General features: G+C 50.3%; 21 protein-coding genes. 17 read left to right on the top strand and 4 right to left on the bottom strand.

The features are described from left to right. From J2T60_RS08025 to J2T60_RS07995, 7 genes are all read left to right on the top strand, one after another. Positions 1 to 672: a hypothetical protein gene (locus J2T60_RS08025; RefSeq protein ID WP_253448106.1), complete on the top strand. Its 672-nt coding sequence runs from the start codon at positions 1 to 3 to the stop codon at positions 670 to 672. A gap of 202 nt (positions 673 to 874) precedes the next feature. After that, entirely contained in the window at positions 875 to 1,303 is a 429-nt protein-coding gene (locus tag J2T60_RS08020) for a hypothetical protein (RefSeq protein WP_253448103.1), read from the top strand. An 81-nt stretch (positions 1,304 to 1,384) separates the two neighbouring features. After that, positions 1,385 to 1,570, top strand: coding sequence for a hypothetical protein (locus J2T60_RS08015; protein WP_253448100.1), 186 nt, complete (start codon positions 1,385 to 1,387; stop codon positions 1,568 to 1,570). Beyond that, positions 1,557 to 3,599, top strand: a complete 2,043-nt coding sequence (locus J2T60_RS08010) for an AAA family ATPase (protein ID WP_253448097.1) — start codon at positions 1,557 to 1,559, stop codon at positions 3,597 to 3,599. Before J2T60_RS08015 ends, J2T60_RS08010 begins: the two co-directional genes overlap by 14 nt. A gap of 2 nt (positions 3,600 to 3,601) precedes the next feature. Further along, on the top strand, positions 3,602 to 4,087 hold the full coding sequence (locus J2T60_RS08005; RefSeq protein WP_253448094.1) for a DNA phosphorothioation-associated 4-like protein: 486 nt from the start codon (positions 3,602 to 3,604) through the stop codon (positions 4,085 to 4,087). Beyond that, positions 4,056 to 6,236 carry a DEAD/DEAH box helicase family protein gene (locus J2T60_RS08000; protein WP_253448091.1) on the top strand — a complete coding sequence of 727 codons (2,181 nt, stop codon included), beginning with the start codon at positions 4,056 to 4,058 and terminating at the stop codon, positions 6,234 to 6,236. Before J2T60_RS08005 ends, J2T60_RS08000 begins: the two co-directional genes overlap by 32 nt. 353 nt (positions 6,237 to 6,589) lie before the next feature. Further along, a complete protein-coding gene (locus J2T60_RS07995; RefSeq protein ID WP_253448088.1) occupies positions 6,590 to 8,518 on the top strand; it encodes a GmrSD restriction endonuclease domain-containing protein in 1,929 nt (642 codons plus the stop codon). 232 nt (positions 8,519 to 8,750) lie between these two features. On the opposite strand, the gene J2T60_RS07990 is transcribed toward J2T60_RS07995, so the two are convergent. Beyond that, positions 8,751 to 9,875, bottom strand: a complete 1,125-nt coding sequence (locus J2T60_RS07990; protein ID WP_366518297.1) for a cysteine desulfurase family protein — start codon at positions 9,873 to 9,875, stop codon at positions 8,751 to 8,753. Between the two features lie 112 nt (positions 9,876 to 9,987). Between J2T60_RS07990 and dndB the strand changes: the two genes are divergently transcribed. The 4 genes from dndB to dndE are packed head-to-tail and all read left to right on the top strand — an operon-like array spanning position 9,988 to position 15,026. After that, a complete protein-coding gene (dndB, locus tag J2T60_RS07985) occupies positions 9,988 to 11,103 on the top strand; it encodes a DNA sulfur modification protein DndB (RefSeq protein ID WP_301288422.1) in 1,116 nt (371 codons plus the stop codon). Beyond that, a complete protein-coding gene (gene dndC / locus J2T60_RS07980; protein WP_253448079.1) occupies positions 11,075 to 12,655 on the top strand; it encodes a DNA phosphorothioation system sulfurtransferase DndC in 1,581 nt (526 codons plus the stop codon). The genes dndB and dndC overlap by 29 nt, the downstream gene beginning before the upstream one ends. Further along, positions 12,652 to 14,646 carry a DNA sulfur modification protein DndD gene (dndD, locus tag J2T60_RS07975; protein WP_253448075.1) on the top strand — a complete coding sequence of 665 codons (1,995 nt, stop codon included), beginning with the start codon at positions 12,652 to 12,654 and terminating at the stop codon, positions 14,644 to 14,646. Before dndC ends, dndD begins: the two co-directional genes overlap by 4 nt. After that, positions 14,643 to 15,026 (top strand): DNA sulfur modification protein DndE, encoded by a 384-nt coding sequence (gene dndE / locus J2T60_RS07970; protein ID WP_253448072.1) that lies wholly within the window; start codon positions 14,643 to 14,645, stop codon positions 15,024 to 15,026. The genes dndD and dndE overlap by 4 nt, the downstream gene beginning before the upstream one ends. A 283-nt stretch (positions 15,027 to 15,309) precedes the next feature. Here dndE and J2T60_RS07965 read toward each other — a convergent pair whose 3' ends face one another. The 3 genes from J2T60_RS07965 to J2T60_RS07955 form a co-directional block, all read right to left on the bottom strand. After that, positions 15,310 to 16,419: an HNH endonuclease domain-containing protein gene (locus J2T60_RS07965; RefSeq protein WP_253448069.1), complete on the bottom strand. Its 1,110-nt coding sequence runs from the start codon at positions 16,417 to 16,419 to the stop codon at positions 15,310 to 15,312. A 17-nt stretch (positions 16,420 to 16,436) separates the two neighbouring features. Further along, positions 16,437 to 17,060, bottom strand: coding sequence for a class I SAM-dependent methyltransferase (locus J2T60_RS07960; protein WP_253448067.1), 624 nt, complete (start codon positions 17,058 to 17,060; stop codon positions 16,437 to 16,439). A gap of 94 nt (positions 17,061 to 17,154) precedes the next feature. Further along, positions 17,155 to 18,612, bottom strand: a complete 1,458-nt coding sequence (locus J2T60_RS07955; protein ID WP_253448064.1) for a PD-(D/E)XK nuclease family protein — start codon at positions 18,610 to 18,612, stop codon at positions 17,155 to 17,157. A 413-nt stretch (positions 18,613 to 19,025) separates the two neighbouring features. Here J2T60_RS07955 and J2T60_RS07950 point away from each other — a divergent pair, with 413 nt between their 5' ends. The 6 genes from J2T60_RS07950 (at position 19,026) to J2T60_RS07925 (ending at position 23,462) form a co-directional block, all read left to right on the top strand. Beyond that, the gene (locus tag J2T60_RS07950; RefSeq protein WP_253448061.1) at positions 19,026 to 19,766 is read left to right on the top strand and encodes a hypothetical protein; all 741 of its coding nucleotides are present in this window, start codon (positions 19,026 to 19,028) and stop codon (positions 19,764 to 19,766) included. Beyond that, positions 19,767 to 21,263, top strand: coding sequence for a DUF2779 domain-containing protein (locus J2T60_RS07945; protein ID WP_253448058.1), 1,497 nt, complete (start codon positions 19,767 to 19,769; stop codon positions 21,261 to 21,263). It begins immediately after the preceding gene. Between the two features lie 46 nt (positions 21,264 to 21,309). After that, positions 21,310 to 22,164, top strand: a complete 855-nt coding sequence (locus J2T60_RS07940) for a hypothetical protein (protein ID WP_253448056.1) — start codon at positions 21,310 to 21,312, stop codon at positions 22,162 to 22,164. A gap of 83 nt (positions 22,165 to 22,247) precedes the next feature. Continuing rightward, positions 22,248 to 22,469 carry a hypothetical protein gene (locus J2T60_RS07935; protein ID WP_253448053.1) on the top strand — a complete coding sequence of 74 codons (222 nt, stop codon included), beginning with the start codon at positions 22,248 to 22,250 and terminating at the stop codon, positions 22,467 to 22,469. A gap of 59 nt (positions 22,470 to 22,528) precedes the next feature. Further along, positions 22,529 to 23,167 (top strand): hypothetical protein, encoded by a 639-nt coding sequence (locus tag J2T60_RS07930; RefSeq protein ID WP_253448050.1) that lies wholly within the window; start codon positions 22,529 to 22,531, stop codon positions 23,165 to 23,167. Then, positions 23,154 to 23,462, top strand: coding sequence for a hypothetical protein (locus J2T60_RS07925; RefSeq protein ID WP_253448047.1), 309 nt, complete (start codon positions 23,154 to 23,156; stop codon positions 23,460 to 23,462). The genes J2T60_RS07930 and J2T60_RS07925 overlap by 14 nt, the downstream gene beginning before the upstream one ends. The last annotated feature ends 57 nt before the right edge of the window (positions 23,463 to 23,519 follow it).

The following is a 23,519-nucleotide window of genomic DNA, read 5'->3' as shown; positions in this document are numbered from 1 at the left end:
ATGGAGCTGCGTAAAGTGGCCAATAAAGTTGATTTCTCATCCAAAACCCAAATCGAACCATGGAAAGGCGATTTGTTTGAAAGCCCGGATAATATCTTCGGGCTCAAATTAATGTTTGTCGGCCTTTCAGCGTACTGGAGCCATGACTCCGAAGTAGACGCGCAGCATTTGATCGAGGATACAAAGAAATTTGGTGTCGAACGCCGCGAAAGGAACGCTTTCTGGACCCGTATTCAGCAGGTAGGGTTGGGAAAGCCAGTAGAAGATACCTGTGACGACGAGCGCAAGCAATTCTGGCATTCCATTGCCTTGGTGAACTATGTGCCGGCTGTAGTGGCAGATGCCGCTAGAAAGGATCCAACGAGCGAAGAGCTCGAGTGGGGCTGGCGCTGCTTCAAAGATACATTTGAGACGCTTAGGCCAGACTGCGTCGTCGGCCTGGGGTGGCTTGTGCACTCAGAATGGAAGAAACGCTCGAAGGACTACAATATCAGGCAGACCAATCTTATTGGCAAAGAAGGGAAAGGCAGCCATATAAGGAAACTCTCCACGGATGACCACTCGGCTCAAGCCGTACATATTCGCCATCCATCAGGTGGTTTTAGCTCCGATACCTGGAGAATCCCCGTCGAAGCGTTGCGGCTACATACCCGCGCGGGTGAACGGCTTTGAATACGGCGGTAGCTACCAGCGTGAGCAGGAGCTTAGCACTCGGCAGGAGTCTGGAGGGGCAGTAGTAGATGTCGTGTATGGCGAACGATGTCATTGCCAGGAAAGCTTGGAGATATATGATTGAAATGGCAATATCAGCCTTCTAAGCCATGCATAGCGCTGCTACCCTAATTTCTTTACATAATCGACGAACGGAATCGCGATGGCCAAGGCAGTTCTCACAATCTTCCCCAGTTCTATCTACGACGACCTGCCGGAAGCACACTACCATTTCCCGCGGACCTTCCTGCGCCAGATGGAGGCTGCGGCGGGGGGTTGGGTGATCTACTACCAACCCCGAAGCGATAGCGGCATTTCCAGGTCCGACGGCCAACAGGTCCACTTTGCCGTGGCTCGGGTGGGTAGAGTTCGCCCGGAGCTCGCCAAACACGACCATTTCTACCCAGAAACCACCCAATACCTCACATTTGATCAGTCGGTCTCCCTTAAGGGCGTAAACCAATACCGTGAGCCCCTGCTGAGGCGACAGAACGCCGCCTTCAACAAGAGCGCCTATAGCCGAACCGTGGCGGTGTTATTGGAGGCGAAATTACAGCCTATCCACGCCCCTTCCGGGAGCAGGTTTTGGTAAGTATTGATTGCCTGCTGTTTTGCGACAGCATTAATAATGTAGATTTGAATGAGATTTAGCCATATGCAGCGAGGTGAAAAAATGGCCCAGGATGATCAAGAAACAGATGAGTTTGAAATCAGTGTCAAAGAATTAGTTCAAGATGTTATAAAAATTGAAAAAGAGTACGCTCACGAGAATAGAGGTGCGGAAACCAAGAGGCGTGAGAGAATTCGCTCAGAACTTGAAAGAATCGGATACCAGGTGACTAAGCATGAAGATTCGTAGCATAAAGATAGAGGATTGGCGGCAGTTCTACGGCGAGCAATCTCTGTGCTTATCCACGAGCGATAAGAAGAATGTCACTTTAATTCATGCGGCTAATGGCGTTGGTAAGACGACCATACTGAACGCTATTCTGTGGTGCTTTTATGAGACGACGACCAGTCGTTTTGAGAAAGCGAAAAGTTTGATCAATAACGAAGCAGTCAAAGAAAGAAAGAAAAAAGCATCAATTGAAGTAGAGCTCATGCATGCCGACGCCCAGTTCCGCATACTTCGTAGGGTTTTGGATAAGCGTGGTTCTGGTGCTGGACCAAGGTTCAAAAAAGATTGGGATTTTTCTGCGTACGCTGTCGAAAATGGAATAAGTCGTGCTTTAGATGCACCAAAGTCGTTTATAAATTCTGTAGTACCCGAAGAGATGGCTCCATATTTCTTCTTTGATGGGGAAGCTGCTGAGACCTTTTCTGCCGAGGGTGATAAGAAAGCGACGGAAGAAGCGATCAAGAACATATTGGGATGCAACCTTCTAGAAGATGCTATAAAGGATCTTAGTTATTGGGTTAAACGTGACAGGAAGGAAATGGGCGACCTCCCGGGTCAGGATGAAGTGCGTTCATTGGCGGATAGGTATGACGAAGTTGAAGTTCAGATAGAAAAATGGAGAGCGGAAAAAAAGGAGTGCCAAGACAAGTACAACACTGCTGTGAAGCAAATCAATGTTCTTGAGGACGCGCTTCGTAAGAACGAGAATGCCGCGGCAATACAAGAAATGCGTGATACCCAGTCCTCAATACTCGAGGACAAGAAGACACAAGATGATGATCTTCTTTCGCAAAAAGTTACCTGGCTTAGAGAATTCTTAGCCCCTATGCTAGCCCATGAAAAATTAATACGTTTACAGAGCCTTCTGGAAAGTGAATCAAGGTCCGGGAGAATTCCAAGCCCCTATAATGAGGAGTTCGTTCGCAGTTTGCTTAATGCCCGGTCATGTGTATGTGGGCGTAGCCTAGAGCCAGGAACGAACGAATTCAATGCAGTAGCTAAGCTTACAGGTGATGCGGGTGATTCCACCGTTCAGCGTCGGATTGTCGCGGTCCAAGCCTTCATCCGGTCTTTTTCGCAAGGTACCGAAGGGGCAATGGATAAGTACAAAGAGATTGAACGAAAGATTGCAAAAGTCAGCGACGCAATTACAGCTGCCGAGCAAAAAATTACGGATTGTAAGGAAAAGTTAAAGGGTATTGATGTTAAAGAGATAAAGGAGAAGGAAGCGAAGCGTGCTGAGTGGGATCGGTTGAGAGATGAAGCAAGTAAGAAAATAGGTATTCTCGACTCAAATATCGAGAGGTTTAAGATTGAGGCGGATCAGATCAAAAGCAATATAAGGAGAGTCGCAGCGAAGAGCAGGCAGCTTAGCCCTATTCAGGCTCGCATACGGCTGGCAGAAGCAGCCCAAGAGCGTCTGGAATCAATTGCAAACGAGCATATCGAGTCAGCACGTAAATCAGTTGAAAAAAATATAAATGATATTTTGGACGAAACAACACGACGCGCGTATCAGGCTCAAATTAACTCGGACTTCTCGATGGAGCTTCATCACGAAGGCACAGTAACGGCTAAAAGCAGCGGTGAAAATCAGCTGCTTAGCCTTGCCTTTATGTCAGCATTGATCAAATTTGCGCGTACCCGACAAGGCCAGACTGCGGGTGGCTACCTTATACCTGGTACCGTTGCTCCTCTTGTGCTTGATTCACCGTTCGGGCAACTAGACCCCCATTACCGAAGGAGTACGGCAAGGTTTATATCCGAATTGTCGGATCAAGTTGTGCTCTTGTTGTCGGAATCACAAGCGAGCGGAGACGTCCTAGAGGAAATCGAACCATATGTTGGAAAGGAGTACGTTCTGGTCGCACACAATCGGGAAGAAAGGAGAGCGCGTCCGGAAGATACTATCGTGTTTCAGGGTGAGCGTATTCCAACAACAATTTACGATTCTGATCGGACCTATACAGAAATTCTGGAGCTCCGGTAATCATGCAGAATATTAGATGTGAGGCAACGACGCAGCAAGGGTTTGAGATGTCGGCGGAAGAGGTAGTGAGAAAGTATTGTGAATCTGTCGACCCTAAAACTGGGAAACCGCTTTTTCCAACAATGCGGGAATTCGTCTGTTTTGCAGCGCTTCTCGGGCTGTCGGAAAGTAATCTACGTCATTTGACGGGCGAGATTGTCACAATTGTTGATGGTCGAATCTTTGAGAAGAGTGACCGAGCAATGGACATTTACTATGCAGTTGTTCTTGCTCACGATCGATCGACGTCTATCCTTTCGGATGAGAATGAAGATCTCGCACACAGATTGTTCGAAGCTTATGTTAACGGAGGTTTAGAAATAGTTCAGCGCACAATGATAGACGAACCCGGATCGTCTTCTGGTCTTACATATCTTGAAAGACTCGCCATAAAGTTGGCAGACGAGGAAATTATCGGTGATAAAAGGTCGATTGATGTCGAATTCTAATCGTCTTAAAGAGTTTAGCTGGAAAGCTGTTTATTCATCAGATGTAGATGATTTTCTTGAGGATTTTTATTTTCCAGTTCTTAAATGTGCCGCAAAGTATGATCGGTCCGTTGGGTATTTCACAAGCGGGATTATTTCAGCTGCAGCGAAAGGCCTATCGAACTTGATCGAGTCTGACGGGAAGATGCGACTAATCTTTAACGGAGAAGTCAGTGACGAAGACTTGGAGGCAATAAAGACAGGCTATGGCTTAAAATCGATCGAATCTAATCTCGAAAAGCGGTATTTCAAAGTTATCGATAATATCGGAGATTACCTAGTAAATCATAGACTGGATGCGTTGTCATGGCTAATAGCTTCTGGCCAATTAGATATTCGGATTGCGTTACGGCCACGAGGGATATTCCACGAAAAGGTAGGGATTGTCTATGATTGGTCAGGCGATTGTTTGGTGTTCTCTGGATCATCAAATGAGACAGCACCGGGAGTTATGCCGGATTTCAATTTTGAGTCGGTGAACGTATTCTACGATTGGAATCCAGCATTTCGGCAGCATGTAGAAATGCATCGCGAGAAGTTTGAAAGATTGTGGGATAACAAAGCGAAAGGCACGTTCGTTACTGACTTTCCAAACGCAGTCAAGGAAAGGTTGATACGAAGGGTGGCGGGAAAACCAATTCCGAATCCAGATGTGGAGGTGTCCCTTTGGCGTCGCATCTCTGGCCGAGAAGAGCAGCACGTAAAAGAGGAAGACGAATGGCCGCTGGCACCGACTATTCCCGACGTTATAAATGGCCAGCCTTACCAATTGCGAGACCATCAGTACCAAGGGTTGTACAGTTGGAAGGGAAGCGATTATCGCGGGGTGCTTGAATATGCAACGGGATCCGGAAAAACGATTATGGCATGCCACGGTCTAGTAAAGTTATTCGAAGCGCTTAAGCAGTTATTCGTTGTCATTTCCGTCCCGTATCAGAACCTAGCGGATCAATGGGTTGATGTCCTTCAGGAATTCGGAGTGGCTCCAATTAGGTGTTATCGATCATCAGATCAATGGAGGGATAAGCTTAGTTCGGCATTGAGATCGTATCAACTTGGTGCGTTGGAACTCGTCTGTTGCGTGGTTGTGAATAGAACGTTGAGTAGCGATAGCTTCCAATCGAAACTAAAGGAAATACCGGGGGATGATCTTCTATTCATTGGGGATGAATGCCATCATCTAGCTAGTAAATCGTACTCGAGTACCCTACCGATGCATGCTAGGTATAGGTTGGGTTTATCCGCGACACCCACAGTTCGTGGTAGTTCTGAAATGGCCGAGCAACTATCAGAGTATTTTGGGGATATCGTATCCCGTTATGGGTTGGCAGATGCTCTACAGGATGAAGTTCTAACTCCTTATAGATACTATCTAGAATGTGTTCGGCTAGAAGAGGATGAATCCGACGAGTATATCAGTTTATCAGATGAGATTGCTCGACTGTACGCGGCTGAATCTGATGGCTCGGATATTCAGAATACCCGGTTAAAAGCTTTGTTAGGTAAGCGTGCACAAATCGTAGCGCATTCGCGCCAGAAGTTGCGTAGATTTTCAGAGCAAGTGGAAGTTTTGGAGAATACGCCATATACGCTCGTGTACTGTGGTGCGGGGACCCCTGATTATGAGGATTGCGTAGAAGGGGAGGTCAGTCACCTAGAGTCAGTCGCGAAAACAGCTTACAAAGCAGGTTGGTCTGTAGGACGATTCACTTCGAAGGAAACCCTTGCAGAGAGGCGTAAGATCTTACAGCACTTCGTTGATGGCAGGATAAGAGCCTTGCTAGCAATTCGATGTTTAGATGAAGGTGTGGATGTCCCCGCGTGTCGCAGAGCGTTTATTTTGGCTAGCTCAAGTAATCCCCGGCAGTTCATACAGCGCCGAGGTCGGATACTCCGTCGGGCACCGGGTAAAGACTTTGCGGAGATCTATGACTATCTAGTCCTTTTGTCTACTTCTCACGAGTCGCAAGAAAGTGCGGCAAAGAATTTGTTAAAGCGAGAGGTTGAGCGTGTTGTAGAGTTCGCAATGCTTGCCGAAAACTGGCAAGAAGCCATTGATTCCCTCCACCCTTATCTAAAAGCTTACGATCTAGATCATCTAACATTATGAATTATTTCGACTTGCGGGTGCTCTGGACAGTGTTATCCGCGTGTCAAGGTGTTCTATGTGTTCAATGTATAAGGGGCTCGGTAGTTGTGTTTCTCTGTGGTGAGCCTTTATCTCGCGCAGAGGCTCCACTTCGAGATTCCGATCGGTGCTGGGATTCGCTTGTCTACCGCAGTTGCGTATCAGAGAGAGGGTGCGTGCGAAGCTGATGTGTCCGAGGCGCGTTTAATGGTAGCGGATCTCCACCGATACGTTTTACGCTATTTGCTAATTTCTCGGTGCTCGCTTGTGGAGTGGCTTTCCAACGTTGCATCTCGTTGGAAAGCATTACCATAATCTAGGTTCAGGAGAACGGCATGGAAGGTTTGATTCAGGTTATACGGCAGAGATTGTTTGTTATTCCACATAATCAGAGGGGGTTTAGCTGGGAAACAAGACATGTAAAAGAATTTCTCGGCGATTTAGAGCTGGTGGGTAATAGGTATCACTATATGGGTCCCATAATAATTACCACTGTAGACGATGGGGATATCCAGGAGAAAGATTACAATGTTACCAAAAAAGTAATTCTTGAGGATGGACAACAGAGAATTACGGCGTGTTTCTTCTTGTTGAATGCAATATTTCGCCGCCTAAAGGAATTAGACGCTTCTGATGCGGATTTGGAAGAATTCAAAAGGGTTCTCACATATAACATGGGTGGTGCGTTATCTTTGCGCATAGAGAACGAAAACGATGCCCTCAACATGTGTTTGAATCACTGTGTCGACATCGCTCGCAGTAGCCCAATGCCTGAATCAAGAACAGCACCAATGAATAACATGTTGGATGTGAAAGTGTGGTCGGAGAATTTCTTCAGTGACAAAGACCATTCAGAGTGCTTGATGTGGAAAAATAAGATATTAAATCAAGCGCGTTTCATTCTGGTAGATTTACGCGCGGAGAATATCGATAGATATCTAACATTTGATGCAATTAATTCCCGAGGGTTGCCGCTAAGTCAGTTCGATAAAATCAAAAATTTTAGTATTCTTGTATCTAATAGAAGAGAGGCGAATCTAGACGCAGAGAGTCAGTGGTACAAATCGTTGGAAGAGCTTGATAGATATGGTGTCGGTGGGCGAAGCCATGAAGAGTCCTTTGTGAATGAGATCTATAATGTTTACCACCAAGTGAAGGTCTCCCAATCGGATGTTCATTCGGAATTCGTTAAGCGCTATCGGGGCCTGTTGGAGGATAGCGAGGCGAGCAAAGAAAGCAATTTTCTTGGATTTGTGAACATCTGGTCAAGCTACGCAAAGTCTTTCGGTTTTATTACCTCGAAGAAGAGGAGTAAATTGTGTGTTAACGAATCAACGTTTAGGGCAGGGGTATGGCTTAGAACATTAGATAACCTAGAACTAAGCACAATCACTCGAGCTCTTCTCGTTACGGGGCATATGAAATTCTCCAGTTTAGACTTTGAAAGGTTGGCGGAAGCTTGCGAAAAATACACTTTCCGCGTACATGCTGTGATGGGGCGTCGGATAGATAGAAATGCAACTAAGATAATCGGTCTCGCTCATGAGGTTCTAAGAAATGATAAAGACATCGAATTTGTTCTGAGAGAGTTGTGCGCGCTAACAGTAGAAGACGCGCCGCTCAAAAGTGTGATTCATCAGTTGTGTAGTGGAGAACCAAAGTATCCGTTTGACCCAACGGTATCTGGATGGGCTTACTGTTACTATTTTCTATATGAATATGAGCTCTCTGTTTCGCCAGAGGGTGTTAGCCCAATGGAGTGGCGCGTAAAGCCAGCCGAAAAGAAAAACACGATTGAACACATTCTTCCGCAGCAGCATCGGGATGCCGGATGGTGGGAAGCGCATTGGCCTGAAGAGGCTAAGGCGGACAAGTATAAGCATCGTCTGGGTAATTTGTCGTTGACGGCAGGTAACCATTTCCTTGCAAGGAAATCCATTGAAAGAAAGATCAGCGACGAGAGCGGGGCTTATTCATTTACGTCAACGAATGCGACAAACTCCGAGAAAAGAATCCCAAGTTTTACTGATGGAGTATCGTGGGATGATGATTGTGTGCTGAAACGAGAATATGAGATGTTGAAATTCGTGATCGACAGGTGGAGTTTTCCATGCTGTGCCGATAATTGTAGCGTGCTTTTGCCTGAGGAATTCCGGGGTATCGGGGAAGAGTTCATTGCGATCGAATTTGTAGATTGTATAGAGAGCGCAGACGATGAAGCGTTGGAGCCGGACGAGTTGGGAGCTGTCGGCGAGTCAGATTAAAAGCGAACGTAAATAGTTGGGATTGTTTTTGAGCGTGTGTCGCATTGTTTTGTTGTAGGAGGCCATAGGTGTTTTTATACGCTATTAGTTGAAACGGGATGTCATGGTTGTAGCGGTAGGCGTGATGTATTGGTTTATGTAGAAGTGTTATTGGACGCATCACAGTTATAGATATTTCACCTGGGGGATTGTCTGCAAGTACTGGTCTGCGGCGGGATGGTTATGCTTGGGACTAAATGGGTGAAAAAAAAGCGGAAGGAATCGGTGGGGTCATGTGACACCAGGATGCACGACATGCTGTGTCCTGAAACGAGCCATCTTTGTACATCGCAGAGATAACATGACTGGGTTTCCATTCTGTTGACGTACACGCACTTCCCGTTGCTAATGCGGCAGAATGTTTTACAGCTAATATTAAAGCTTCAGAATCTAAGTTAGGGATCGAAAAGTTAATGATATATGGGCTGGTAGGTTCTGTGCCGTGGATTATTGCGTGATGTTGTTTTAGTTGCTGGCGGAATTCGTTTTTTCGGCAATTAGCAATTGATCGGTATTGGTCGTGATTTGTTGTTGCGAGTTCAGCGGCGTATCCGAATGCAGCTATCAATGGGACTGGTAACGTGCCTGCCCTTAGGCCGCGTTCCTGTCGTCCCCCATGGAAAAGCGGAGTCAGTTTTCGGGATGCTTTTCGACGTGCTCTGAGTATGAGGGCTCCCACTCCTTTTGGTCCGCAGATCTTATGGGCACTTGCTGATATAGCGTCTATACGCGGATGCCTTAGGCGTCGAAGATCCTTCGTGAATCCCTGTGCGGCGTCGACATGAAAGATAGGACCGTCTTCAGGTAATTCGTCGGCGATTTCATCAATTGGCTGAATTACGCCAGTCTCATTATTGATGTGCATGACGGAGACGAGCGCAGTGTCCGACCTGATTGACTGTACAATATCTTTCGTGTCTATCCGTCCGGACTCGCCCGGATATATGTAGTCGATCTCGAAACCTTGACGCTCCATTTCTGCCATGGGTTCGAGCACTGCTTTGTGCTCTATCGCGGTTGTTACGATGTGGCGACGGTCCTTGCTTCTTGCATAGGGGGAGCAACCAAGGAGCACGATATTGTTGCTTTCGGTCGCACCCGACGTGAAGATGACCTCCATGGGTGAAGCGTTGACTACAGCGCCGATCTGCTCTCTAGCACGTCTTACCGCCTTCGCCGCCTCTTGGCCGTACATATGTGTACGGCTTCCCGCGTTGCCATACTCAATGTCGAAATATTCGAGCATCACCTCTCGGACTCTGGGGTCGAGGGGGGTAGTGGCTGCGCAATCCAGATAAATTGGCCTATTGTCAGGCACCTAGAGCCTCCGATGATCCAAACGTACGTCAGTTAATTGACAAACGTATGTATTGTATTTACAGTTTACCGAAGATTTCGTGGAATTCAAGGAGTGGGCCGTGGCCACCGATATGCGGTTCGGATATACGTTTCCAGCGATACGGGGTGTCCAGGCGAATCGGGAATATTTTACCTCAATGTGCCCCCTTCGCCTGATCCCCAAAATATTCCTGTTCGATGAAGACGAGGCGGAGTTGTCCCCGGAGTTGCGGGCGCAGCGGACCCTAAATCGGGGCCGTGTGCCGGACATGGCGGACTATCTGCTGCGGAATCGCGACAACTACGTATTTTCCGCCCTAACGGCCTCAATTGACGGAGATGTCCAGTTCGAGTCGCTGGGCGAGGACGGGCATGAGAGCCTTGTCGGCCTTCTCCGTGTGCCCATGGATTCAAAATTTATTATCAACGATGGACAGCATCGTAGAGCCGCTATCGAAGAAGCGCTCAGGCAACAGCCGGACCTCGGCGACGAGAGTATCGCAGTAGTTTTTTTTCTCGATCCAGGGCTACAGCGTTGCCAACAGATGTTTGCCGACCTTAATCGACATGGTATCCGTCCGAGTAAATCACTTGGCGTGCTCTACGATCATCGCGATGACATGGCGAAGCTTGTCCGTTTAACCGTATTGAAATCCAAGTTCTTGAAAGATCTCGTGGAAATGGAGAGAAGCAACCTTTCTCCAAGATCCCGGAAGCTTTTTACGCTGAGTGCTCTCTATCATGCAACTGACGAGCTCTTGAAGAATATTAAGCTGAATGACCAGGAAGAGGCTGCTGAGCGCGCGATTGAGTTCTGGGAGGCAGTCGCGGCTCATATGCCTGAATGGAAGTTTGTGAAAAAGCGACAGATGTCTTCAGGCGAAGTGCGAAAAGACTTTATCCATTCGCATGGCATCGCGATCCATTCGCTTGGTCGTGTCGGGAATGCGCTTATGCGCCGTTATCCCAAGAATTGGAAAGCAAAATTAAAGGGGCTCGACGATATTGATTGGTCACGCTCGAACTCCAAAGTGTGGGAGGGCCGGGCCATGATCGGTGGTCGTGTCTCAAAGGCTCAGCAAAATCTAATATTGACTAGCAATCTAATTAAACACTATCTGAATCTGGAACTGACACCGGAGGAAGAGCGACTGGAACGGGCATTCCAAGGAGCCAGCGATGAAAGAGCGAGCAGCAGCGGGAACTAGCATCTTTTCGGCCGGGGGTTTTGCGAACTCTATTGGCGACCATAAAGAAGCCATCCGTGAGCTATATCTCTCCGATAGTACGCCTTGGGTTATTGGGTATAGCGGTGGCAAAGATTCCAGTGCGGTAGTGCAACTTGTTTGGCTCGCTCTTTCCGAGCTCCCAAAGGCGCAGAGAAAGAAGCCGGTTCATGTTATTACCACGGATACCTTAGTAGAGAACCCTGTCGTTGCGGCATGGGTGGATAACTCGCTTCGAACGATGGAAGAAGCGGCAGAGAAGCAATCCATGCCTATTACGCCGCACCTGTTGAAGCCCGATGTTGAGAATACATTCTGGGTAAACCTGATTGGGCGTGGCTATCCAGCGCCGCGTCCCAAGTTCAGGTGGTGCACTGAGCGTCTGAAGATTAAACCTTCTAACCGATTCATCGAGAACGTAGCCAGCCGCCATGGTGAGGTGATTTTGCTCCTTGGAGCCCGACGGCAGGAAAGTATTACGAGGGCGCAGGCATTCAAGCGCAGAGAGAAAAGTGCCGTGAGAAAGCAGCTCGCGGGCCATCCGGATCTTGTCAACACCCTTGTCTATACGCCAATTGAGGATTGGAGTAACGACGATGTTTGGACGTTTCTGCTTCAGGTCCCGAATCCATGGTCATTCAACAACAAAGACTTGCTGTCTATGTACCGGGGTGCGAGTGAAGACAATGAATGCCCGGTAGTGGTGGATACTAGTACGCCGAGTTGCGGCAACAGCCGGTTTGGTTGTTGGACCTGTACTTTGGTCGATGAAGATAAATCCATGGGCGCGATGATCCAGAATGATCATGAGAAGGAATGGATGATGCCGCTCCTGGAGATTCGTAACGAGCTGGATTTCCGCGGCGATGAAGCGAGAGAGAAAGATCGAGAGAGGAGAGATTTCAGGAGGATGGGGGGGCATCTTCAATATTATCGGGATAAGGATGGCGAAGCACAGCTGATTCCGGGGCCTTATACCCAAGACTCTCGTATGTATTGGTTGAGACGGGTTTTGGAGGCTCAGCGTGAGATCCGGGATGACGAGTTCGCGCCGGACTATGTGACCGAGCTGGACCTGATCTCCCTTGAGGAGTTAGAGGAAATCCGCCGGATTTGGTTGACGGAGAAACATGAAGTCGAGGACTTGGTTCCGAAGATCTACGAAGAGGCAATGGGGGAGCCATACCCGGGGACTGAAAGAGCCATCGTCGATCTTTTTGAAGGTGAAGTGCTTGAGCTCTTGCGTGAGGTGTGTGAGAACAATCCCATGCGTTATGAAACAGCGAGGAATCTCTTGGCCGTAGAGCGTCGCTATCAGGGAATGGCTAGCCGACGCGGCCTTTTTAAGGATTTGGAGAAGGTTCTCAAGGCTGGTGCGTTTGAGACACGCCAGGAAGCGCTTGAGTTTAAAGAACGTGAGGCGAAGATTCACCGTAAGTATAGGATCAACAGTGAGGATACGACTAAGCAAATTAAGGAGCATGCCGGCGCTTATTCGGAACAGTCAGCTCACGTAGCGGGGGAGGCGGAATGAGATTTCAAGAAATAACACTTCACAATGTGGGTGTTTATCAGGGGCGCCAGGTCATAGACCTTTCATCAACTAGCGTGGATAAGCCGGTTTTGCTATTTGGTGGCTTGAACGGTGGTGGTAAAACGACATTTCTCGAGGCTATTCAGCTTGCATTGTATGGGAAATTGGCACAGACAGCCCGACGAGGAAGTCGGGCCTACGAAGATTATCTCCTTGAGCTTACGAATCGTGCAGTTTCACCAGAGGAAGGTGCAGCGATCACGCTCGTATTTGAAGAGTCTGAAGGCTCTGAGCGTCATGAATACACGCTTGTACGTACTTGGCGGGTGAAGGGTAAGGGTTTTCGTGAGTCAGTTGAGGTTTATGTTGATGGCGGTTATTCGCCGGCTTTGAGCGAAAACTGGGAGGAAGAGGTTGAGCGATTTCTCCCTCAGAGGCTTTGCAACCTGTTCTTCTTTGATGGGGAGCAGATCGAGGCATTGGCCGAGCCTAGCCGTACGACAAGTATCCTGAGAACAGCGATAAGCTCACTTCTAGGGCTTGAGTTGGTCGATCAGCTGCAAGCCGATCTGACGGCAGTGGAACGGAAAAAACGACGACAGAATGCATCCCCAGGGTCAGATGACGAGATCCGGAGGCTCGAAGAGCAACGCGCGGCGGCGATGCAACGATTGGAGTTCTTGCAGTCTGATAGCATAGCAAAGCACGCCGATTTGCAGGCGGCAAAGCAGCGTTTATCGAAGGCAGAGGCAGATTTCGAGGCTCGAGGCGGCTCGCTCTTTGAGCGTAGCCAAGATCTGGAGAAGCAAAAAACGGAGCTTGAATTAAGGCTAAGGTCCCACGAGGGAGACCTTCGTGAACTGGCGAGCGGCGTACTACCCCTGGCGTTGGTAAAAGATCAGCTTGTAGCGCTGCAAGGAAAGGCAGAGTCGGATTCTGAAGCGCGAAGTGCGTCCGTAGCCGTTCAGCTTTTGTCCGCAAGTGATGCCGCGCTTCTGGAGGACCTTAAGTCGAAAATTCATGACCATAAGGTTATAAACACCCTAGAGTCGAGTCTGGCGGCTAGGCGAGAGGGCCTGCACGAAACAGCTGGGAATAAGGCTAGTGGTTTGGCATTGGACGAACCTGCTAAAGATCAGTTGAATGGGCTCCTCCAAGGGGAAAGGTTGGACAAGTCGATAGGAAAGGTAGAGCAGGTAAAGCAAGACCTGGATGAGCTATCAGAGGCTTTGACTAAAATTGAGCGTGAAATCGCTCGAATCCCGGATGAGGGCGCCTTGCATGACATTATAGAGGCCCGAGCGGACGCGAAGGTGAAACTTGAGTATGCAGAGGCTCAGTATCAAGAGTCGAAGAATGCCTGGGAGTCCTGTAGACAGGGACTGGATACTCTAGATGAACAGTTGGCGAAGACATATGAAAATATTGAGCTAAATAGCCAACGAGACGAATTGGATGGCCGAATAGTGGATAGGGCCGTTCAAATAAGAGAGGTCATGACAAGCTTCAAAAAGAGAGTTCTTGAGAAGCATGTTGCTCGCTTGGAATCTCTGATCCTCGAGTCATACCAATGCTTGCTACGGAAAACTGGCCTCATTCGGGGCGTCGAGATCGATCCCGACAGTTTGACACTTAATCTCAGAGGCATTCATGGGGAGGTTGTCCAGCCCCGGCATCTGTCAGCAGGGGAACGCCAGCTATTAGCGACATCTATTTTGTGGGGGCTTGCAAAAGCCTCTGGACGTTCACTGCCTATAGTGATTGATACTCCGTTGGGTCGGTTGGATAGCAGTCATCGGACGAACCTGGTAGAGAATTATTTCCCTAATGCCAGTCACCAAGTGATCCTTCTATCTACGGATGAAGAGATCGATGGGCGCTATTTGAAGAAGCTCAAGCCTCATCTAGCCGCTTGTTATGAGCTTTCGTACGACGATGAAACTGGCGGTACAAATGTCGTCGAAGGATATTTCGAGGAGACCGCGGCATGAATACGACGATCGAAACAGTTCGCCTGGACCAGCGCTGTCGGAATCAGCTGATGACGCTAAAGCGTCGGACAAAGATCGAGAATTGGAACATCCTTTGCCGCTGGGCATTTTGTATGTCTCTGAATGAGCCGACTGCGATTAGGAAGGACGTTATTGGGACGGAACTTGGGGTTGAGATGACCTGGCGAACTTTTGGCGGCGAATACGCGGATGTTTACCTAGGTTTGCTTAAGCAGCGGTGTCAGAATGATGGGTTGCCTCTAACCGTGGATTCAGTGAACGAACAGTTGCGAGGACATATCCAGCGGGGTGTAGGGTATTTGCTTAATGCAACTAAGGACAGTGGGATCTCGGAATTCGTCGATCTAGCGAAGACCTGATAGGTCCGCTATCAGGTCTCTAACTGAATTGATATTGGGCTTAAGATGTCAAGTTCGTGAATTGTGGGTGTTCCCGAGTCGTTGTGGTTCGACAAGAATTAGAGTCTGTGTGTCGATTGTTGAGGGCCATTTCATGTTCGTTAACATTGATAGGCTATCATTTAGCTTTACTGTTTCCGGTACGTCTTTCATTTTTCTACTGAATCATGCATTTATGCGGAAATCTCCACTTTCGGCATGACGTGGGGAGGGGTAGAACTAATTCCGCCCCCTTTTCGATGGTTTACCTACGTTTAACAAATCCCATGTTTTCGGCTAGCGAGATCATAGGGTCTAATTGCTGATTATAGGCGTTTGTAAGCTCGGTTTTATCGATTATGTCGCATGGGGCGAGCTTTAAGTCGGTCCGATATGATTCTATAGCTATTTTCCACTCCGTTTTTTTAAGCAGTGCGTAGCTCGTGGTAAGAGCGTGATGCTGTGTCTCAATGAATTTCTGGATGTCATGACGGCAAGGTAATTTGGATCCTTTGATCGAGTTCTGTGTTGGGTCAGAAGGGATGAGATTCCATAGTTGATCATGACCGACAAATGACCAGGGAAGAAAGTGGTCTAGAGCGTAGTTCTCTTTGGTTAGTAGTTTTCCGCTGTAAACGCAATAAATTTCTGTGTGACCTAAGATTTTTTCCCAAAAGGCTTTCTGTTTGGTCAGAGATCGCCGGAAAGAGGGTTTTGTAGCCTTTGTTATAACAGCAGGGACGTTCGGATTTCGTGATTGAAGGAAGGAAGCCCAGTGATGCTGATGCCAGCTCTTTATGATGGGCAAGTGTTGGGTTAAGTAAGCCATCCAATAGGGATGGAGGTGTATGGTTTGCTCGATTTGGCAAATACGGTATAGCGGTGGAGTTGGTGTAAAGAAGCGTTGGTCAGCGAGCTCGTTTATTCGCATTCGTCGAGCTGAATCTCGGGTTCCGCTCAGTTCTTTTGTGAAGAACGGCGTTAACAAACGGTAGGGGGCATATCTAAGCAGTGATTTTGCCTGGATTGCTTCGAACTGATATTCGATTTGTGCTCTTAGGTCTCGGGCGTTTTGCGCTTTACACGCATTCTCATCGGTAGGGAACTCAATTTTTTCTAAAATAGATCCAACTTTATCTTGCAAGCCAAAGGATAGTGCAAAGAAACGATGTGGGTACCAGGCGTCGATAAGCATCTCAATGCAGATCGATCGGTAGCTGTATTTTCCTTTCCAGGTTTTGCGTTCACTTTCTTTCTCCAGAAGAGACAAGAGTGCACCAAAAAAGAGCAGTTTGTAAGAGGTGGTCTTGTGTTCAAATAGCCGTGATAGGCAGGCTACATCTAGAGTGGTCGATTTCGGCAGGAAGTTGAACATTTATCTCCCTAGGTTAATTAGCGCTTATGCAGAATTTCTGGATTTAGGAGAATGTTGCTCCAGGTCGCGTCCCGTCTGCCGGCTACGTCTGGAATGTTGGTCTCCAATGATTCTATCGTTATGTTGTGTTTGCTCGCCAGATCCACGGCCTCGTCAATTGAAACATGGTGAAAACCTCTGGCAGCGTCGGCTGGCCCGTGGCGTAGGGTGAGCGCAAGCCGTCCGCCGGGTTTTAGCGTACGGACAAGTTGCCGAAAAGCGTGCGGGCGCTCGTCCGGCGGGACGTGCATCCAGACCGCGCTCAGGAGAATGAAGTCGAATTGCAGTCCCAGGCGCTGGGTCTGGGCCAGGCCGGGTAGTTGGTCCTTTAGCCAGCGGATTCTGGGGTGGGGGTGGCGGCGGTCGGCTTCCTCGAGCAGGGTGTCGCTGGGTTCGACGGCGACGACTTCATGACCGCGCTCTGCCAGCCAGGCGGCGTCGCGGCCGGATCCTGCGCCGATGTCCAGGATCGTGGCGTTTCGGTCTTCTGGTAGCAGGTAGAGCAGCCAATTGTGGACTACGGCGAAGTCTAGGCGCTCGTAGCCTTCGGCTACTTCCTTGCCGTGTTGGTTGTACCAGTCGATTGGGTCGTTTCCACTCATGACCGCTCGTTTTGAGGTTTGCCGAAATGAGTGTGAAGTGGCTGCATCCATTTATTCATTGGGGCTTTTCCAATTGCCATCAATGATATCCCTCTCAGAGGTGTTTTTTGATTATTCCCGTCACTTCTTGAATATGGTCGTTCAACCACGGAGGAAAGGTTGTGTTATGAGCGTCACTGCCATCCCAGCGTTTAATAAGGAAATTCTCTCTTTTCTTCTGCACGGGCTTTTGGATTCGTTCTGTTTTCTTTCTTGTTGTGATGATGCTTTCTAGAAAGTCCCACCACTTGCAATTCTCTGATGCGCTGAGCGATTCAGGCACTTCTAGCCATAACGTAAGCCGGCCAGGCCCTGGATCATTAGATGTTTCGGGTGCCCGACGGTGGACATTGTCATCAGAATCCTGGTGGTCAAGCTCATAGGTGAGCCAGGCATATCCGCTTAGCGTTATTGCGAACTGGGTGAGAACCTCAGGATATATGTGGAGAGTGGCGCGATTGGCGACGTAATCGATTGTTTTGAGGCTCGAGTGACTTTCCATTGCACCTTCAAAAGTCCGGCTTTGCGCCAACAGTTCGAGTGTATCTCCGTATTGGTGGTAGAAACGCATCAAGGCGTATTTTTTCTCTACTTCTGCTGTTTTTCTATCCGGGAATTCAGAGAAGGTAATTTCTGTCGGGGCATATTTCGAAGCGTGGGCGTTGAGTAAATCAATCTCTGCTCGGAACGCGCTGCGAAGTTGAGTCCTTAGGGGAATCAGGTCCTCAGAAACATTGCGATAGGAAGTGTCGGCATCTTCCATGCTGTCAATCCACTGGCTGATGATCAGGGAGATGTCGTCGGAGATTGCTTCCTGCTTTAGAATGCGTTTCAGTATTCCGAAGATTGGCTCAAACCCCAATGGGGAAAAATACCCGGATTCTCCCTTTGGGCAGTGGCTGGTAGTGGCTGTGCAACCGTCCGATTCACCCTCAAACTGCTCGTCGAGATCGAGAAGTACGATGGCTTTGTCGTAATTCGGATCTTTATTGGAATTCAAGTGGTAATTCGAAGCCCAGTGGGAGTATCGCTTAAGCTGTCCGACACCGTAGCTTGCACCCGTTTTGATCTCAACTGCGATGGACCATTCGTGGTAGATGTTGACCAAAAGGATGTCAGCGATAAGCCCGGAATCGTCGCCGTTTGATTTGTCTGCAATTTTTGACTCGGTCAGAACAATGGTGTCATCCAGATGCCAAGAGTCGATGTCGAGCAGTTCCCATTCATTCCAGAAGCCCTTTAATCCTTTTCGACCAGGCGCTTCTCCCTGCCAGGAATCGGCTGATTCGCGGGCTAGCAAAAGAAACTCACGCAGGAATCGCGAGCCCAGACCATGGCCTTGATTGGGGTCCAAAAGCCAGGCAATGAATCGGGTGTGATAGATCTCGCCCGGGTACAGTACATGGAAAATATTCCGGTAACGGTTGTAGGCGCCGAGCTGGCGGAATAGTGGGTGTACGGTTAATTGCTCTGCAGCTTTCGCTAGTGCGGCAAGTGTTGTGGTGTCCGTCATCCGTCGATCTCCTTGCTATCCCACGGCGATGCTTATCAAACGCTTCCTGCCTGCATTGATTGTGTTTGCAGCTATTTTTTCAGATTAGCGGAAGCCCGCGCGCCGCCCTTCGAGTGCTTTCTATCCTTTGGGCCGCTGTATTAAACCTCTGTGCCGGTTCGAAACCGCAGTATCGCGCCTATGCTGGGGTACAGCAAGGTGGCTGTTATCGGTAATCCGGTTGCCGGATTTTCAGTTATTCGGGTCGCTCGAAAAAACAGTGCGACATAATCTGTCGTTGATTTTTGCCTAAATATGTTGTGCTCTCGAAATTAGGCAGTCGGTTTTTGGAGTTGGTGTGGGCGTGGACAGCAAAAAATGCACAAATTAATCTGGTGGGAAGTCGATTGAGTCGTGGATATAAGGATGGGGTAATGAGTAAAGAGAAAGCGGAACTGATGCTAGATGCGCTTCGAAAGTTTAACCGTAAGGAGCGCTATCACCTGATACGGAAAGTGGTGATTGGTCGTCCGATGGGCCTTCAGGATGATTTCAAGAAAAGCCTTGAGTCCGAGTTGGGGATCAGGATTCCACAAAACCCCTATGTGGCCATGGATTACCATCTTGACTGGATTTCGGCTGCCTATCATCTTGGATCGAAGGGTGTGGTGGTCGAGGATGCGGTACGAGAAAGTCGTCGGTATAGCAATTACCCGGGGCAACAGGAAGATGGCTTGCCACTTCTGTCGGGCAATCAGGAGGATGTGGATCTTCTGGTTGCCTTTCGGGAAAAAGACCAGGTTGTTTTGATACTGATTGAAGCGAAGTTGGATTCTGGTTGGTCTGGGGAGCAGCTGGCATCGAAAGGAAACAGGCTTGATGCCATTTTCAAGAAAGGGCAGGCCAGTTCGTCCTTGGTGCGGCCATATTTTGTTCTGATGGGCCCTTCCCGGAGTGATGAGAAATCAATGGGATTCGATGATAACTCGATTGATCAGTGTCCAACTTGGTTCTTTCGGGGTAAAAAGTCGGCTGGGAACCTATTCTTTGTCCCTCTGAATCCAGATGTTCCACTATATGCGCCAACGAGAAAGAAAAACGACGATGATAACTCTGAGCGATACAGTAACTGGATTGTACAGAAGCGGCTTGTGAGCGACAGGGATGGAGAATAAATGAGTGCTAGGAAGGCAAAAAACTCTAGGATCTCAAAGTCCCGATTCATCTCGGGAACCCAGTGCCCCCTGCGCCTCTGGTATGACATCCATGCCCGGCATCTTGCGGCGCCGCCGGATGAGGGCTTGGAGGCGGTTTTCGCGACGGGGCATGCGGTGGGTGAGTTGGCGCAGAAGCGTTGGTCTGGCGGTGTGCTGGTTGATGGGCCGTATTGGGAGGTTGAGCGGGCGATTGAGCGTACTCAGGCGTTGATGGCGGATCTGTCGGTGCCAGCGATCTATGAGGCGGCGATCGAGCATCGCGGGGTGCTGACGCGGGTGGATATTCTAGCGCGGGCGCCGGAGGGTGGCTGGGATCTGGTGGAGGTGAAGTCCTCAACTCGGGTGAAGGAACCTTTCGATACGGATGTGGCACTTCAGTACTGGATACTGCGTGGGGCCGGGCTGGATGTGCGGCGCGCGGGGGTGTTGGTGCTGAATCGGGATTATGTGTATCCCGGTGGGGAATACGACCTGGATCAACTGTTTCATTTTGAAGATCTGACAGCGGACAGTGAGCATCGCTTAGGGGAGATTGAAGCGCAGGTGTTTGCTTTCCAGGAAGTGGTGGCCAGCGAGGAGCCGGAAGTCGAGATTGGGGATCATTGTTTTACCCCCTATGACTGCCCCTATTACGGCCACTGCAGTCGTGATGTGGAATTTTCCGAGCAACCCATTGACTGGCTGCCTCGGCTTGGGAAAAAGCGGGATGAGTTGAGGGCGATTGGGGCGGAGTCGATTGACGAGATTCCGGATGGCTTTCCTTTGAGTAACGTTCAGGAGCGGGTGAGGCGCTGCGTTGCCTCTGGTGAGGCTTGGGTTTCTCCGGCGTTGGGGCGGGCTCTTGAACGGGTGGAATGGCCGTTGTACTTCCTGGATTTCGAGGCGGCCATGCCGGCACTTCCTCGATGGCCGGGGACGAGCCCTTACGGGACCGTCCCGTTTCAGTTTTCCTGTCACAGTCAGGCCAGGCCCGATGCGGAGCTGGAGCATTCCGAGTTTCTGGCCACCAGCGATGATGATCCCCGCGAGGCCCTGGCCCGGGCCTTGCTGGAGTGCCTTGGGGAGCAGGGGTCGATCATTGTCTATTCCTCGTATGAATCGCGTGTCCTGGGCTTGCTGGCTGATGCCGTGCCCGCGCTGCGGGGGGAGCTGCTGGCCTTGCGGGACAGGCTTTGTGACCTTTTACCGGTGGTTCGGGATCATTACTGCCATCCCGGGTTTCGGGGTTCTTACTCGATCAAGGCCGTACTGCCGGTGCTTGCCCCCGGGATGGATTACGGCGATCTGGAAGTGGCGGATGGTCAGGCGGCGGCCCGGAGCTGGCTACAGATGCTCGATTGTGCGGATGCAGCAGAGAGAGAGCGCCTGGAGAACGCGCTCAGGGTGTATTGCCGGCAGGATTCCTTGGCCATGGTTCGAATCCGGGAGGCGTTGTTGAGGGTGGTTGGGCGCTGATTTGGGCGACACCTTAATTTCAGGGGGCTTAGCTGGAACAGCCGGTATGAACACCATGACGATTGAAACGGCATTGAGAACGTCCTCGGTTCAGGCGAGCGAGGCGGAAGTGGTCAATGCCTACAAAAGCCAGTTCCCCAATGGTTCGGTGGGATGGGTCGATGGCTGGAGTGATGCACTGCACCGCCTGATCCGTGAGGTTGAGGGCGAGATTGAACGACGTGACATCGCGAATTTTGAGTGGGCACAGATCAAGTCGAAGTTTGGGACCTTGCGTGCCTATTACGAAGGCCCGGAGGGATTGAATCGGTGGGTTGAGCAAGCCTGTCGTGAAGCGGCGCATACCTGCCAGGTCTGTGGTCGTGAAGGCCGGCTGAGGCAGCTGGGGCGCAAGCAGGCAACGCTGTGTGTACTTCATGCCATACAGGAAGTTGCTGTATTGCTGGAAGAGAATGGGGAGCCGGAGGGCATGCTTGGCCAGTCATGGCCGGAGCTAGGTGGTAGTCGGCCTCTGGCAATGGAAGCGAGCCCGGAGAATATCGAGTCCCTGTGGAAGTGCATTCTCTCCCGCTTTGCCAGGCAGCATGCCTGTGCGCCAAGGAGATCGCTGGAAGACGCTTTTCCTGATTTCCCGTCTGCCCCTGATATGGATTCGTTTGTCTTTCTGTGGCTGGGCGAGGTGTATCTGGCCGGCTCCGGTGCCCCTGTGCCGGATGGGGTGGTCATCCATGATCCCGCCAATGAGGCCGTAGCGCGTGCATTCAGGGACGAGATTGCGCGAGCCTACCGCGGCAGTCCCGTCCATTGCCTGTCGTCCGAAGACCTCCACCGGCCGGCTGACTCGAGTCGACCGCTTCGGGCCATCTTGGCCAACCATGCCTGGCGGGCCCGCTCAGTCTGACCCGTTTGCGACAGCCCTTGTCGCTCCTTGCTCCCAAGCTCGTTTCAAGCCGTTGTAACGGGTACGGTCCGGGGAGGTTGGAGATGGCGGAGAATCTGGCATTGGGATTGGCGGTGTATGTGGGGCTATTTTTCCGCACCACGTTAGGGTTCTGGGCAGGACTGGTTGCTTGTCTCCTGTTGATTTTTGTCGGCGATAAGGAGGTCGGTCATACTGGCTGGCTGGTGTTCTTTACGGTGCTGTGCCTGGTGGTGATGTTCGCTTCCCAGGCGATGCATGAGGCTCAGCGCGATCAGGAGGAGTAGGTCTGGATCTTTTGATTGCCTGGATGTTGCCTTCTGAAAGGACGTTGGAGCGGTGATTGATGCGCGACTGTGACCGGATTCATCTGGATGTGACTGCCTGGCATGAGGCCGGCCATCTGGTGGCGGCCCTTTTTGAAGGCTATACCGTGTATGAGGTCGAGGCCTCGCCGGTGCGGCCGGGTAATGGGGTGACGCGGTTGATGCATCGCCGACGGCCAACGCGTTTTGATCCGGCCCTTGGGGTGGGCAATGGGCGCTTGGCCTGGGCGGAGAGTGTGGCGCGGGTTCAGCGGGAGATGCGGGTGTTTCTGGCCGGGCCGCTGGCCGAGGCCAAGGTGTTGGGCAAGCCGCTTCGCGCCCTGGGGGCGCGATCGGATCTGGACCACTGCAAGGCGATGGCAAAACGCCTTTTGATGCTATGGGGAGATTTCGGCGTGCATCAGGGGGCAACCCGGCCACGGCCTCATGCGCTGATGAACCAGGAGCGGGCTCGGATGCGGCGGTGGATTGCTCAGCCCCGGGTTTGGTCTTTGGTGACGACCTACGCTGAGATATTGAGTTCTGAATGCTATTTGGATCAAAGCGATATACAGCGAATCCTCAACAATCACGATGCGGCGCATGGGCAGAGGGGGCTCGACTTGTTGCCGAGGGGTGGCTGGGGCAACACAACGGTGAAACGCCTTGAAGCCGCCTGACGAAGAGGACCGTTTCGATGACCAGGCAGACGCTGAGCCTGCCGTGCCGGGCTTTAGCCGCGAGGCGGCACTTAACATGGCCGCCTGGCGGGCCAAGGTGCCTGTCTCCGAATTGAAGATTTACGATGAGTTGCCGCCCAGAGCATCGCCTTATATGACCGAGTCGGGCGATTGCTGGTGGATCATGGCGCCCTGGAATGATGGGGTGATTGCCCTTCGCTCATCGCGTCTGATTGGCATACGCAAGTCTGATGGGCGCGTACTGTATGACGGCAGTGCCGGTGATGAAGGCTAAAAAAGCCGACAGGCATTTGCCACGACAAGATCTGTCGTTGCCTTGCCGTAAGCTGTT

Source organism: Natronospira proteinivora, assembly GCF_024170465.1.
GTDB lineage: Bacteria > Pseudomonadota > Gammaproteobacteria > Natronospirales > Natronospiraceae > Natronospira > Natronospira proteinivora.
The sequence above is the reverse complement of the archived record's forward strand: the minus strand, read 5'-3'. Positions and strand labels throughout refer to the sequence as shown.